Origin of the sequence: Bordetella genomosp. 6 (assembly GCF_002119705.1) — a bacterium.
Classification (GTDB): domain Bacteria; phylum Pseudomonadota; class Gammaproteobacteria; order Burkholderiales; family Burkholderiaceae_B; genus Bordetella; species Bordetella bronchiseptica_F.
The window spans coordinates 1723604-1737947 of sequence record NZ_CP021107.1 but is presented as its reverse complement, the minus strand read 5'-3'; the positions used below and the strand labels follow the sequence as shown (position 1 = coordinate 1737947).

Sequence of the window (14344 nt, the reverse complement as noted above, 5' to 3'; positions counted from 1 at the left end):
CGCGGCGCGCCTTTTCCAGGGAGAGCCATGTCCGGACTGCTGCCGTTGCTCGATTTCGCCGGCTACGTAGCCCTGCTGCTGTGGGGCGTGCACATGGTGCAGACCGGCGTGCAGCGCGCCTTCGGCGCCGCGCTGAGCATCGCGCTGGGGCGCGCCCTCGGTACGCGGCTGCGCGCCTTCGCCTCCGGCCTGGCCATCACCGCCGCGCTGCAAAGCAGCACCGCCACCGGGCTGATGATCACCGGTTTCGCCGCCGGCGGGGTGGTGGCGCTGGTGCCGGCGCTGGCCGCCATGCTGGGCGCCAACGTCGGCACCACCCTCATCGTGCAGCTGCTGTCGTTCGACCTGACCTCGCTGGCGCCCATCCTCATCCTGGCAGGCGTATGGATGTTCCGACGCGCCGCGCCCGGCCGCACCCGCGACCTGGGGCGGGTATTCATCGGCCTGGGCCTGCTGCTGCTGTCGCTGCACCAGTTGGTGCAGCTGTTCCAGCCCTTCGAGACCGCGCCCCTGCTGGGCGTCCTGCTCGACGCGCTGGCCAGCCAGCCGGTTGCCGCGGTGCTGCTGGCGGCGGCCCTGACCTGGGCCGCGCACTCCAGCGTGGCGATCGTGGTGCTGGTCATGTCGCTGGCCAGCCATGGCATGGTCAACCCTGAACTGGCGTTCGCGCTGGTGCTGGGCGCCAACCTGGGCACCGCGATCAATCCGATGATCGAAGGCGTGACGGGCGACGACCCGGCCGCCCGCCGCCTGCCGCTGGGCAACCTGCTCACGCGCGTGGCCGGCGTACTCGCCGGCATCATCCTGCTGCCCTGGCTGCAGCCCTGGCTCAGCGCCATGGCCGGCGACCCCGCGCACGCCGTGGCCAACTTCCACACCTTGTTCAACGTCGTGATCGCGCTGGTATTCCTGCCCATCCTCGCGCCGTACGCCGCGCTGCTGACGCGCTGGCTGCCCAAGCGCACCGACCCCAACGACCCGGCGCGGCCGCAATACCTGGACGAATGGGCCCATGACGTGCCGACCGTCGCGCTGGGCAACGCCGCGCGCGAGGCCTTGCGCATGGCCGACATGCTGCAGACCCTGCTGCTGTATGCGCGCGCCGGCTTCAAGCGCGACAACCGGCACCGCATGGTGCAGGCGCGCCAGCTCGACAGCGCGCTGGACAAGCTGGAGACCGCCATCACGACCTACCTGGCCACGCTCGACCAGGAAAACATGACGCGCGAGGACCACCAGCGGCTCGACGCCATCCTGGCGTTCTGCAGCAACATCGGCCACGCGGGCGATATCGCCTATCACGGCCTGCTCAACCATATCGGCCGCCTGCGCAAGCAAGGCCTGCTGCTGTCGGCCGAGCAGCGCGCCAGCCTGGACGCGACGCTGGGCGAGCTGATCGCCAACCAGCGCCAGGCCGCCGCGCTGTTCGTCACCGACGACCTGCGCCAGGCGCGCGCGCTGGCGGGCGAAAAGGCGCGCTTTCGCGCCCTCGAGGCGGAAGCCGCCGAAACGCAGCTGCAGCAGATCAAGTCCGGCAAGGTCGATGCCGCCGAAGTCGGCGCGCTCTACCTGGACATCCTGCGCGACCTCAAGGGCATCAACTCACACGTGGTGGGCGCATCGGCGTATCCGCTGCTGGCGCGCCACGGCGAGCTCCTGCCCAGCCGCCTGCGCGACGCGGGCAACTGAGGGCCTGCCCGGAGACCGGCAGGCCCCGGTCCGCTACAGATACAGCGCGAACCAATCCAGCATGCGCCGCCAACCGTCCTGCGCGTCGGCGGCGCGATAACTGGGACGGTAATCGGCCAGGAAGGCATGCCCGGCCTGCGGGTACACCACGATGCGCGATGCCTGGGCGGACGCGCCGCCTTGCTGCAGGCGCGCTTCCATGGCCCGCACATCGTCCAGCGGAATGCTCTCGTCCTTGCCGCCGTACAGCCCCAGCACCGGCGCATGCAGGTTGCCGGCCACGTCCAGCGGCACCTGCCTGATCAAGGGGCCATGGCCCGAGGACAAGCGCCCGTACCAGGCCACGCCCGCCTTCACGGCCGGATTGTGGGCCGCATACATCCAGGTGGCGCGTCCGCCCCAGCAAAAGCCGGTCACGCCCACGCGCGCGCCGTCGCCGCCGTGGGCGACGGCCCAGGCCAGACTGGCGTCCAGGTCGGCGTGGACCTGCTCGTCGGACACCTTGCTCACCAGCTCGGCGACCAGTTCGGGAATATTGTCGTAGCGCGAGGCGTCGCCCTGGCGCTGGTACAGGTTGACCGAGACCGCCAGGTAGCCATCGTGCGCCAGGCGGCGGCAGACATCCTTGATGTGTTCGTGCAGGCCGAAGATTTCCTGCACCACCAGCACGATGGGCAATTGCTCGCGCCCGGCCGGCGCGGCGTAATAGGCGGCGACCGGTCCGCCCGGCACCGCCAGTTCGAAATCGCCGTGCGACAGGCCCTGCGTGTCGGTATGGATCGTGGTGGGCGCGGTACTACCCGCGGCGGCGGCGAAACTCATGGCAACTCCTGGGCGTGGAAAGGAAATGGCCGCCCTCCTGCCGCCGCGCCGCGGTCAATGCCGGTGGCCTGCCGCCTCGATGGCATGCTGCCCGTGCTCGCGGGCCGGGTCATGCTCATGATGCATGAACGAGGTGACGCCATAGATGAGCAGCACGCCGGCGCCCACCAGCAACAACTGCGGCACCGCATCGGCCGGCGAAACGCGTTCGTGCATTTGCGGCATCAGGTCGGCAACCGAGATGTACAGGAAGCTGCTGGCCGCGACGACCAAGACGTAGGGCACCGCCGCCTGCGCCTCCTGCAATACGAAGTATCCTACAACGCCGCCCGCCGCCGTGCACAGGCTGGTGAACAGGATCAGGGAAAATGCCCTGCCCCGCGCCAGGCCGGCGTTGAGCAGCACCACGAAATCGCCCAGCTTGTGCGGCACCTCGTGCACGATGATCGACGCCGCGGTCAGCACGCCCAGCATGGGATCGGTAAGAAAGGCCGCCGCCACCAGCACGCCATCGGCCAGGTTGTGCAGCGAGCTGCCCACCAGGATGAGCACGCCGCCCCGCCCTGCCTCGTGCCGGTCGTGGCCCTTGTGATGATGGTGCCCGTCGCCCTCATGGTGGTGGCTGTGGCGCAGCAGCGCGATCTTCTCCAGCACGAAGAAGCCGATCAGGCCGGCCAGCATCAGCGCGAACAGGGCCCGCGCGTCGGCGTGCGCGGTTTCGAACGCCTCGGGCAGCAGGTGCAGCAGCGCCACCGACAGCAGCACGCCCACCGACAGGCTGACCATGTGGTGCAGGTACCGCGCGAACACGCGATAGGCCAGCCAGCTGGCGATCGAGACGGCGATCAGGCCGCCGGCAATCGTGGCGAGCAGTATCCAGAGCAGCAGCATGGCGAGGGGCGATTCAGGCGGGAAAGCGCAACATTATATCGTTGCAAGCACCAAATCGAAAATGGCCGTCAGGCAATTCGCAACCGGCCGGCATACGCGCCGGCCGGGGGCCCCATCAGTGCGCCTGCTCCCAGTTCGCGCCCATGCCCACCTCGGCCACCAGCGGCACGCGCAGCGTGGCCACATCGCACATCAGCCTGGGCAGCGCCTGCGTCACGGATGCCAGTTCCTCGTCGGGCACCTCCAGCACCAGTTCGTCATGCACCTGCATGATCATGCGGGTGCGCAGGCGCTCGGCGTCCAGCCAGTCCTGCACCGCCACCATGGCCATCTTGATCAGGTCGGCGGCGGTGCCCTGCATCGGCGCGTTGATGGCGGCCCGCTCGGCGCCCTGGCGGCGCGGCCCGGAGGCGGCCCGGATGTCCGGCAATTGCAGCCTGCGGCCGAATACGGTCTCGACGTAGCCCTGGTCGCGCGCCAGCCGGCGCGTGTCCTCCATGTAGCGCGCCACGCCGGGATAACGGGTGAAATAGCGGTCGATGTAGGCCTGCGCGGCGTCGCGCGTGATGCCCAAGTTGGAAGCCAGCCCGAACACGCCCATGCCGTAGATCAGGCCGAAATTGATCGCCTTGGCGGCGCGGCGCTGTTCGGCGCCGACCTCGGCCAGCGGCACGCCGAACACCTCGGAGGCGGTCGCGCGGTGGATGTCCTCGCCGGCCGCGAAGGCGCGCTGCAGGTTGGCGTCATCCGACACGTGCGCCATGATGCGCAGTTCGATCTGCGAGTAGTCGGCCGACAGCAGCTTGCCCTGCTCGGCGACGAAGGCCTCGCGCACGCGCCGGCCGGCCTCGGTGCGCACCGGGATGTTCTGCAGGTTGGGATCCGACGACGCCAGCCGGCCGGTGATCACCGCCGCCTGCGAATAATGCGTGTGCACGCGGCCGGTGGCCGGATTGATCATGCGCGGCAGCTTGTCGGTGTAGGTGGACTTCAGCTTGGACAGGCCCCGGTATTCCAGCAGCACCTGCGGCAGCGGATAGTCCTGCGCCAGCCTGGACAGCACCTCCTCGTCGGTCGAGGGGGCGCCGCCCGCGGTCTTGCGCACAACCGGCAGCCCCATGCGGCCGAACAGGATCTCGCCCAGTTGCTTGGGGGAGTTCAGGTTGAACGGCTGGCCGGCCAGCTCATAGGCGCGCTGCTCCAGCGCCAGCATTTCCTGGCCCAGCTTGTGGCTCTGGCGTCCCAGCTCCTGGGCATCGACCTTCACGCCATTGCGCTCGACCACCGTCAGCACGCGCGAGACCTGCAGCTCGAGCAGGTAGGTGCGCTCCAGCCCTTCGTCTTCGGCCACGCGCGGACGCAGCACCTCGTGCAATTGCAGGGTGAAATCGGAATCCTCGCAGGAATAGTGCCCCGCCAGGGCGACCGCCACTTCGTCGAAACCGATCTGCTTGGCGCCCTTGCCGCACAGGTCTTCGTAATTCACGCCGCTGCGCCCGAGAAACCGCTGGGCCAGATCGTTCAGGCCCACGCCGCGATGCGATTCCAGCACATAGGCCTGCAGCATCGTGTCCTCGGCCACGCCCGCCAGGCTCACGCCTTCGTTGGCGAACACATGGGTATCGTATTTGGCATGGTGCAGCAGCTTGGCGCGCCCGGCGTCCTCGAGCCAGCCGCGCAGGCGCGCGATGACCTCGTCCCGGGGCAGTTGATCGCCCGCCTCGGGGCCGCGGTGCGCCACCGGGATATAGCAGGCCACGCCCGGCTTGACCGCCATCGACAGGCCCACCAGCCGCGCCTGCATTTCATCGAGCGAGGTGGTCTCCGTATCCAGCGCCACCAGCGAGGCGTCGTCCACCAGCGCCATCCAGGCGTCGAAGGCGGCCCAGTCGGTGATGATGCGATAGTCCAGTTCGGCCGGCGCGACGGCCTGCGGCGCGGCGCGCGCGTCGCCCGTGGGCAGGCGCTCCTGGTCGCCCGTCAGCTCGCGCAGCCAGGTGCGGAAGCCATAGCGGTCGAACAGCGCGGTCAGCGTATCGGCGTCGCGCTCGCGCCATGCCAGGTCTTCCCAGCCCGACACATGGCCGCTCAGGTCGCAGTCGCACTTGACCGTCAGCAGCGTGCGCGTGAGCGGAAAGTTCGGAATGGCTTCGCGCAGGTTGTTGCCGGCCACCCCCTTGACGCTGTCGGCGGCGGCCACCAGCGCGTCGATGGAGCCGTGCTCGGCCAACCACTTGACGGCGGTCTTGGGCCCGACCTTGTTCACGCCGGGCACGTTGTCGACCGCGTCGCCCACCAGCATCAGGTAATCGACGATGCGCTCGGGCGGCACGCCGAACTTGCTGTTCACTCCCGCGACGTCGAGCACCTCACCGCTCATGGTGTTGACCAGCGTCACGTGCGGGTCGACCAGCTGCGCCAGGTCCTTGTCGCCCGTGGAGACGATGGTGTCGATGCCCTGCGCGCTGGCCTGCCGCGCCAGCGTGCCGATGATGTCGTCCGCCTCCACCCCTTCGATGGCCAGCAGCGGCCAGCCCAGGGCCCGTACGGCCTCGTGGATCGGCTCGATCTGCGCCGCCAGGTCTTCCGGCATGGGCGGGCGGTGCGACTTGTAGTCGGGGAACAAATCGTCCCGGAACGTTTTTCCGCGTGCATCGAAAACGCATACGGCATACTCTGCCTTATGATCCTGAACGAGCTTGCGCAACATATTGACCACGCCATAGAGCGCACCCGTGGGTTCGCCCTGCGCATTGCGCAGGTCGGGCATGGCGTGGAAAGCACGGTACAAGTAGCTCGAACCGTCTACCAGCAATAAGGTTTTTTTCATGGTTACAAAGGCAGAGCTTGAGACACCCGCCGGCAAACAAATTCCGGTGATTATGTCAGAGATAAAGACCGCGGCCGAGAAATTGGCCGACATCGGTCCCGCGGTGAGCATGTTCGGCAGCGCCCGCATCAGCCGCGAGTCGCCCTATTATGAAACCTGTGTGGCCATCTCGGCGGCCCTGGCCGGCGCCGGTTTCGCGATCATCGCCGGCGGCGGCCCCGGCATCATGGAAGCGGCCAACAAGGGCGCCTTCGAGGCGGGCGGCACCAGCGTCGGCCTGAACATCAGCCTGCCCCACGAGGCGCACAACAACGAATACCAGACCATCAGCCTGTCGTTCGAGTACTTCTATTCCCGCAAGGCCACCTTCTTCATGCACAGTATGGCCTATGTCGCCATGCCCGGCGGGTTCGGCACCCTGGACGAGCTGTTCGAGGCGCTGACCCTGATCCAGACCGGCAAGGTCCCGCCCGCCCCCATCGTGCTGGTGGGCAGCGAATTCTGGCATGGCCTGGTCGACTGGCTGGGCGAGCAGTTGCTGGCCAACGGCATGATCGCGGCCCACGACCTGAATCTCTTCATCATCGAGGACGACCCCGCCAAGGTCGTGCGCAAGGTGGTCGAATTCCACGACAGGCAAGGCAGGACGGACAGCCAGTACGCGCCCTCCCTCCCGGCATAACAAGGGATAACGCTTCGTTATCACCAAGAAAGAGCAACCAGACCTGAAGGAAGCATCTACTTTGGCATAACCCCCGACGGTCGAGCGCCCACGGCGCAGGCCAGCGCCCTAGACTGCCACACAACTCGCAGTCCAGGGTCCTCCTCGCTATGCCCCCATTTAATTTCACCGCGTCCGCGCTGGCCGCGCTGCTGGCCGCCTGGCTCCCGGCGCACGCCGGCGCCGTGCACGACTACCCTTCCGCCGTCATCGACGCCTACCACATCGGCCAGTTGCGCACCGGCTCCACGCCCTTCGTGTGCGCGCGCTTCCATCCCGCCGGGCAGGCCTCGCCGCAAGCGCTGCGCATTGCCTGCGCCGTGCAACGCTACGGCAGCGGGCGCAAACACTTCGACGAACACCTCGCGCGCATCCTCACCTGCCATGCGTCAAACATACCCACATCGCTGCGGGTCGAATCCGACGTCTGGACCGATCCGCAGATATACCGCCTGTTCTCGCGCGCCGAGATCCTCTCCATCGCGCCCTGCGGTATGGGCGGGTATCTTCCATGAGGCGGATCCCGGCGCGTGCGGGCTGGCGGGCAGCCGCGCTGCTGTGCCTGCTGTTGGCGGGTACGCGCGCTTGGCCCGCCTCCGAGCTTATCCTGGTGCGCGGCTATGGCAATTGCCCTTTCGGCTATGCCCCGCTCACATACGACCAGGCGCATCAACCGTCGCTGCGGGCACGCATGCGCGAACTGTCGGGCAACGAGCCCTGGCCGATCCACGGACTGGCCGACGGACAATACCTGGGCGGCAGGTACGGCGGCGAACTCAAGCGTACCCGCATCGAGGATATCCGCGGCCTGCGCGATCACTTCTGCCTCGCCTCGGATTGGGACGGCGCGACCGGAAATGGCCCGGACCGGTACCTTCCCGCCTGGCGCGACGCATCCTGGTGGCGCGGCTGGCAATGGCGGCACGGCAGCCAGCCCGCCAGGGGGCCGGGCCACTATTCCAATGTGCGCGTCGCCCGGCTCGAATACCTGCCCTTCGGCGACCTGTGCGCGGTATTCACGCGTGAGGGCAGCCCCGTGGTGCAAGCCTGCATCAGCCCGCAGCCGGGCCAGCCGCACCGCGAATCCTACGCCCCGCTGCGGCGCGCCCTGGAGACGCTGAAGCGGCGAGGCCTGCCGCTGCGCGTCTATGTCGACCATGACCGGCGCCCGGCCATTGCCGCCGAGCCCGACATGCCGGCTTACGCGCTCACCGAGCTGGCCACCTGCAATCGCGGCGGCTGCATGTAAAAAGGGTTGTGGCCGCCACGGCCACAACCCTTGCGCCAGGCATGGCCGCCTGGCGGCCGCCCGGTCCTGCGTTACGCGTTTTCGCGCGAAGCGCGGCGGCGCTCGTGCTCCTGCAGGTGGCGCTTGCGCAGGCGGATCGACTTCGGCGTGATTTCGACCAGTTCATCGTCGTCGATGAACTCGACCGCGTACTCGAGCGACATCTGGATCGGCGGCACCAGGCGCACGGCCTCGTCGGTGCCCGAGGCCCGAACGTTGGTCAGCTGCTTGCCCTTGATGGGGTTGACCACCAGATCGTTGTCGCGGCTGTGGATGCCAATGATCATGCCTTCGTACAGCGGCTCGCCGGGGTTGACGAACATGCGGCCGCGATCCTGCAGCTTCCACAGGGCGTAGGCCACCGCGTCGCCGTTATCCTGGCTGATCAGCACGCCGTTGCGGCGCTCGCCGATCGAGCCTTCGCGCACCGGCGCGTACTCGTGGAAAATGTGGCTCATCAGGCCGGTGCCGCGCGTCAGCGTCAGGAACTCGTTCTGGAAGCCAATCAGGCCGCGCGCCGGAATGATGTATTCCAGGCGGGTACGGCCACGGCCGTCGGGCTGCATGTCCTGCAGGTCGCCCTTGCGGCGGCCCAGTTCTTCCATCACGCCGCCCTGGTGGGCGTCCTCGACGTCGACCGTCAGCGCCTCGAACGGCTCGCACTTCACGCCGTCGACTTCCTTGTAGACCACGCGCGGGCGCGACACCGCCAGCTCGTAGCCCTCGCGGCGCATGTTCTCGATCAGGATGGTCAAGTGCAGTTCGCCACGGCCCGAGACTTCGAACACCGTATCGTCGCCCGTGTCGCGCACGCGCAGCGCGACGTTGGACTTCAGTTCGCGCTCCAGGCGGTCGCGGATCTGGCGGCTGGTCACGAACTTGCCTTCGCGGCCGGCCAGCGGCGAGGTGTTGACCATGAAGTTCATGGTCAGCGTGGGCTCGTCGATGCGCAACACCGGCAGGCCTTCGGGCGTGGACGGATCGGTGACGGTCGAACCGATGTGCAGGTCCTCGATGCCGTTGATCAGCACGATGTCGCCGGCCTCGGCTTCGTCCACCACGACGCGCTCCAGGCCGCTGAACTTCATCACCTGGTTGATGCGGCCGCGCTGGACCTCGCCGTCGGGCCCGAAGCGGAACGCAACGTCCATGTTGCCGCGCATGCGGCCGCGGTTGATGCGGCCCACGCCGATCTTGCCGACGTAGCTGTTGTAGTCCAACGAAATGATCTGCATCTGCAGCGGCCCGTTGGCATCGTCATCGCGCTGCGGCACGTACTTCATGATGGCCTCGAACAGCGGCCGCATGTCGCCCGAACGCACGTCGTCGGTAAGGCCCGCGTAGCCCGACAGGCCCGAGGCGTACACCACCGGGAAGTCCAGCTGTTCTTCCGTGGCGCCCAGCTTGTCGAAAAGCTCGAAGGTGGCATTGATCACGAAATCCGGGCGCGCGCCCGGGCGGTCGATCTTGTTGACCACCACGATGGGCTTGAGGCCCAGGGCCAGCGCCTTGCGCGTGACGAAGATGGTCTGCGGCATGGGGCCTTCGACGGCATCGACCAGCAGCAGCACGCCGTCGACCATCGACAGCACCCGCTCGACTTCGCCGCCGAAGTCGGCGTGTCCCGGAGTGTCGACGATGTTGATGTGCGTGCCTTCGTACTCGACGGCGCAGTTCTTGGCCAGGATGGTGATGCCGCGTTCTTTCTCGATGTCGTTCGAATCCATGACCCGTTCGGCCACCGATTGGTTCTCGCGGAAAGTGCCGGATTGGCGTAGCAATTGGTCGACCAGGGTCGTTTTGCCGTGGTCCACGTGGGCAATGATGGCGACGTTGCGCAGGGCGCGGGTCATAGCAGGTCCTTTAAGTTCAGGTGGCGGGCAGCAGGCCCGCCGGCAATTCATTCATGGCAAGCAAGGCCTGCTTGGCGTCGGGCATCGCCTGCAGGGCTTCCAGGGTTACGGCGCGGTCCAGCGAAAACGGCCCGACGTGCGTGCGCCGCAGCGCCGCCAGGTGGGCGTGACAGCCCAGCGCGCGGCCGATGTCCTGGGCCAGCGTGCGGATATAGGTGCCCTTGCTGCAGGCCACGTCGATCTGCGCCTGCATCCCGGAGAACGACAGCAGCTCGATGTGGTGAATGGTCACCCGCCTGGGCGGGCGGTCCAGCTCGATGCCGGCCCGGGCGTACTCGTACAACGGCTTGCCGTCGCGCTTGAGCGCCGAATACATGGGCGGAATCTGCTCGATGGTGCCCACGAAACGTGACAGCACATCGCGCAGCGCCGCCTCCTCGACCCCGGCGAATCCGTCCGGCGCCCGGGCCACGATGTGGCCGGTCAGGTCGCCCGAGTCGGTCTCCTCGCCAAACTGCAGCGTGGCCTGGTAGGTCTTGTCGGCCTCGAGCATGCGGCCCGAGATCTTGGTAGCCCGGCCCATGCAGCAAACCAGCAGGCCGGTGGCGAAAGGGTCCAGCGTTCCCGTATGACCGGCCTTGGCCGCGTCCACGGTGCGCTTGGCTCGCTGCAAGGCGTGATTGCTGGACAGACCCACGGGTTTGTCCAGCAACAGCACACCGTCGAGCGCGAGCCCGCGTCGTTTAGCCATCGTCGAATCCGGAAAAAAAGAGAAAAAGCAGCGACGACAGCCCGGTCAGGACTGGTCTTCGGGCTCGTCGGGAACGCCCGAGTGCGGACCGGGCCGGTTGGCACGATCGATCAGCATCGACATCTCGATGCCGCGGGTGATTTGCGGATCATGCACGAACCGCAGGGTAGGAACAGTATGGATGTGCAGCAGCTTGTACAGCTGCGAATGCAGCCAGCCGGCCTTTTCGTTCAGCAAGGCGGCAGCGGTGTCGGGCTCGGCGCCCAACACCGTGAAATACACCTTGGCATGCGCGTAGTCGGCCGACAGCTCCACACCCGAAAGCGTGATCAGTCCGGCGCGGGTCATATCGATCTCGCGCTGGATGATCCCGGCCAGATCCTTCTGGATCTGGTCGGCCAGCCGCAGGTTGCGGCCGGGGATGGATTTGGACTTGTGACGGCTCATGTAAAGATTGCTGTATCGCCTCGCACCTTACAGCGTGCGCGCGATCTCCTTGATTTCAAAGACTTCCAGCTGGTCGCCCAGTTGCAGGTCGTTGTTGCCGCGCAGCGTCAGGCCGCAATCGAAGCCGGACTTGACTTCCTTGACGTCGTCCTTGAAACGGCGCAGCGAATCGAGATGGCCCGTCCATTGAACCACGTTGTTGCGCAGCAGTCGAACCTGCGAATCGCGGCGCACCACGCCGTCGAGCACCATGCAGCCCGCCACCGTGCCGATGCGGGAGATCGTGTAGACCTCGCGCACTTCGACCAGGCCGATGACCTCTTCGCGCTTCTCGGGAGCCAGCATCCCCGACATGGCGGCCTTCACTTCGTCGACCGCGTCGTAGATGATGTTGTAGTAGCGCAGGTCGATACCGTTGGTCTCGGCCAGCTTCTTGGCGCTTTGCTCGGCGCGCACGTTGAACCCGATCACCACCGCGTTCGAGGCGATGGCCAGGTTGACGTCGCTTTCCGAGATGCCGCCCACGGCGGCGTGCACCACCTGCACGCGCACTTCGTCGGTCGACAGCTTGGTCAGCGACGACACCAGCGCCTCCTGCGAACCCTGCACGTCGGTCTTGACGATCAGCGCCAGGGTCTGCGTGCCCTCGCCCAGGTTGTCGAACATGGATTCCAGCTTGGCGGCCTGCTGGCGCGCCAGCTTGACGTCGCGGAACTTGCCCTGGCGGAACAGCGCGATCTCGCGCGCCTTGCGCTCGTCGGACAGCACCATCAGCTCGTCGCCGGCGGCCGGCACTTCGGTCAGGCCCTGGATCTCGACCGGGATCGACGGACCCGCGGTCTGGATCTGCTTGCCGTTCTCGTCCAGCATGGCGCGCACGCGGCCGAAGCTGGCGCCGGCCAGCACGACGTCGCCGCGCTTGAGCGTGCCGCTTTGCACCAGGATGGTGGCAACCGGGCCACGCCCCTTGTCCAGACGCGCCTCGATGACCAGGCCCTTGGCAGGCGCGTCGATCGGCGCCTTCAGTTCCAGGATCTCGGCCTGCAGCAGCACGTTCTCGAGCAAATCGTCGATACCCGCGCCCGTCTTGGCCGACACCGGCACGAACGGCACATCGCCGCCGTATTCTTCCGGCACGACTTCCTCGGCCACCAGCTCCTGCTTGACACGCTCGGGGTTGGCCTCGGGCTTGTCGATCTTGTTGACGGCCACCACCAGCGGCACGCCGCCGGCCTTGGCATGGTGGATGGCTTCGCGCGTCTGCGGCATCACGCCGTCGTCGGCCGCCACCACCAGGATGACGATGTCGGTGGCCTTGGCGCCGCGCGCACGCATCGCCGTGAAGGCCTCGTGGCCCGGGGTGTCCAGGAAGGTCACGACGCCACGGCCGGTCTCGACGTGATACGCGCCGATGTGCTGGGTAATGCCCCCGGCTTCGCCCGAGGCGACCTTGGCGCGGCGGATGTAGTCCAGCAGCGAGGTCTTGCCGTGGTCGACGTGGCCCATGACGGTCACGACCGGCGCGCGCGGCTCGGCTTCGGCCTCGGTGACCGCCGCGGTTTCGTCCAGGAAGGCCTCGGGGTCGTCCAGCTTGGCGGCGATCGCCGTGTGGCCGAACTCCTGCACCACGATCATCGCGGTTTCCTGGTCCAGCACCTGGTTGATCGTGACCATCTGGCCCAGCTTCATCAATTGCTTGATGACCTCGGCCGCCTTCACCGACATCTTGTGGGCCAGGTCGGCCACGCTGATGGTTTCGGGAACGTGGATCTCGCGCGCGATGAATTCCTGCTGCACCTGCTCGTGGCGGCGATCCTGGTGCTGGTTGCGGCTGTTGCGTCCGCCCCTGCCGCCCTTGCCGCCGGCGCGCCAGCCGTCACGCGTGGTGACCGCGGGCTTGTTGTCGGCCGGCTTCTTGCGGGCGCTGTCGTCGCTCCAGGTGGAGGACACCTCGGCGGTCTTGATGGTCTTCTTGGTGCCCGGCGCGCCCGGCTTGGCGTCCTTCTTGGGCGCGGCCGTGGCGGCCGGCTTGCCGGCCGGCTTGTGCAGCGTGCCCGACAGGGCGCCTGCCTGCGGCTCGGGCTCGGGGGCACGCAGCACCTTGCGCGGACGGCTGAGCATCTCGCGCAGCGCGGCGGCCTCGGCCTCGGCGGCGCGACGCGCCTCTTCGCGGGCACGGTCGGGCGCCGCCGGCGCGGCGGCGCGGCGGATCTCACCCGGCTTGGCCGTGGTCTTGGACGCGGCGGCCGGTTCGGCCTTGGCGCTCTTGGGAGATTCAGCGGGTGCGGACGGCTGGGCCACCGGAGCCGGGGTCTTGGAGGTCAGTTCAGTTTGGGCGTGCACAACGGGTTCCGGCCGGGCCTGTTCAGCCTCGGTCTCGGTGACAGATACATTCTTTGCAGGTTCGACCGGCTCGGCGACTGCCTGGGCAGGGGCGGCTTCCGGTTGAGGCTCGGGTTGCGGCTCAGGCTCGGCCTGGGCAGCGGGAGTCGGCTCGGGCTGGGCTTCGGCCTGAGCGGGCTGTTCGGGTTGCGGCTCGGCCGCCGGCGCCTCGGCAGGCTCGGCGGACGCCTGGGCGACGGGTGGTTCGACCGGCTTGGCGGCCGTCTCGACCGCGGGCTCGGCGCGCACCGGTTCGGCCGGCGCGGGCGCAACCTCGGCCGGCACGGCCTCCGCGGCCGCCGCGGCTTCTTCCGCACGCGCGGCAGCCTGCTCGGCGGCCAGCTCGGCCGGATCGCGCTTGACGAAAACGCGCTTCTTGCGCACCTCGACCTGGATCGTGCGCGAGCGGCCGGTGGCGTCGGCCTGGCGGATCTCGGACGTCTGGCGACGCGTCAGGGTGATTTTCTTGCCCTCGGTCGCACCATGCGCGCGACGCAGCGATTCGAGCAACTTCGCCTTGTCGCTATCGGTGACGGCGTCGTCCACCGATTTGAGGTCAACACCGGCCGCACGCAACTGCTCGAGCAGCACGTTGGCAGGCATTTTCAGCTCGGTAGCGAACTGGGCGACAGTATTACTCGACATTAGGCTCTCTTCCCTATATGCAGCT

Annotated in this window: 11 protein-coding genes; 4 read left to right on the top strand and 7 right to left on the bottom strand. The window is 67.7% G+C overall.

Going from position 1 to position 14344, the window contains the following annotated elements:
- The first annotated feature begins 27 nt into the window (after positions 1–27).
- The gene (locus tag CAL11_RS08240; protein ID WP_068925775.1) at positions 28–1689 is read left to right on the top strand and encodes a Na/Pi cotransporter family protein; all 1662 of its coding nucleotides are present in this window, start codon (positions 28–30) and stop codon (positions 1687–1689) included.
- Positions 1690–1722: 33 nt separating this feature from the next.
- On the opposite strand, the gene CAL11_RS08235 is transcribed toward CAL11_RS08240, so the two are convergent.
- The 3 genes from CAL11_RS08235 to polA all read right to left on the bottom strand — a co-directional run bounded on the left by CAL11_RS08235 (position 1723) and on the right by polA (position 6232).
- Positions 1723–2511: a dienelactone hydrolase family protein gene (locus CAL11_RS08235; protein WP_033460384.1), complete on the bottom strand. Its 789-nt coding sequence runs from the start codon at positions 2509–2511 to the stop codon at positions 1723–1725.
- A 54-nt stretch (positions 2512–2565) separates the two neighbouring features.
- Positions 2566–3402 (bottom strand): ZIP family metal transporter, encoded by an 837-nt coding sequence (locus CAL11_RS08230; RefSeq protein ID WP_086092639.1) that lies wholly within the window; start codon positions 3400–3402, stop codon positions 2566–2568.
- Positions 3403–3517: 115 nt separating this feature from the next.
- Complete coding sequence (polA, locus tag CAL11_RS08225) at positions 3518–6232, bottom strand: DNA polymerase I (protein ID WP_086092638.1); 2715 nt, start codon at positions 6230–6232, stop codon at positions 3518–3520.
- Positions 6233–6284: 52 nt separating this feature from the next.
- On the opposite strand from polA, the gene CAL11_RS08220 reads away from it, so the two are divergent.
- The 3 genes from CAL11_RS08220 (at position 6285) to CAL11_RS08210 (ending at position 8202) form a co-directional block, all read left to right on the top strand.
- Positions 6285–6914 carry a TIGR00730 family Rossman fold protein gene (locus CAL11_RS08220; RefSeq protein WP_167382463.1) on the top strand — a complete coding sequence of 210 codons (630 nt, stop codon included), beginning with the start codon at positions 6285–6287 and terminating at the stop codon, positions 6912–6914.
- A gap of 149 nt (positions 6915–7063) precedes the next feature.
- Positions 7064–7468, top strand: a complete 405-nt coding sequence (locus CAL11_RS08215; protein ID WP_033460396.1) for a hypothetical protein — start codon at positions 7064–7066, stop codon at positions 7466–7468.
- Positions 7465–8202 carry a toxin gene (locus tag CAL11_RS08210; RefSeq protein WP_086092637.1) on the top strand — a complete coding sequence of 246 codons (738 nt, stop codon included), beginning with the start codon at positions 7465–7467 and terminating at the stop codon, positions 8200–8202. The genes CAL11_RS08215 and CAL11_RS08210 overlap by 4 nt, the downstream gene beginning before the upstream one ends.
- 71 nt (positions 8203–8273) lie before the next feature.
- On the opposite strand, the gene typA is transcribed toward CAL11_RS08210, so the two are convergent.
- The 4 genes from typA to infB are packed head-to-tail and all read right to left on the bottom strand — an operon-like array spanning position 8274 to position 14319.
- Positions 8274–10094 (bottom strand): translational GTPase TypA, encoded by a 1821-nt coding sequence (gene typA, locus CAL11_RS08205; RefSeq protein WP_033460398.1) that lies wholly within the window; start codon positions 10092–10094, stop codon positions 8274–8276.
- Positions 10095–10110: 16 nt separating this feature from the next.
- Complete coding sequence (gene truB, locus CAL11_RS08200) at positions 10111–10845, bottom strand: tRNA pseudouridine(55) synthase TruB (protein ID WP_086092636.1); 735 nt, start codon at positions 10843–10845, stop codon at positions 10111–10113.
- Between the two features lie 45 nt (positions 10846–10890).
- Positions 10891–11292, bottom strand: coding sequence for a 30S ribosome-binding factor RbfA (gene rbfA, locus CAL11_RS08195; protein WP_003810550.1), 402 nt, complete (start codon positions 11290–11292; stop codon positions 10891–10893).
- 27 nt (positions 11293–11319) lie between these two features.
- Entirely contained in the window at positions 11320–14319 is a 3000-nt protein-coding gene (gene infB, locus CAL11_RS08190; protein WP_086092635.1) for a translation initiation factor IF-2, read from the bottom strand.
- Between the last annotated feature and the right edge of the window lie 25 nt (positions 14320–14344).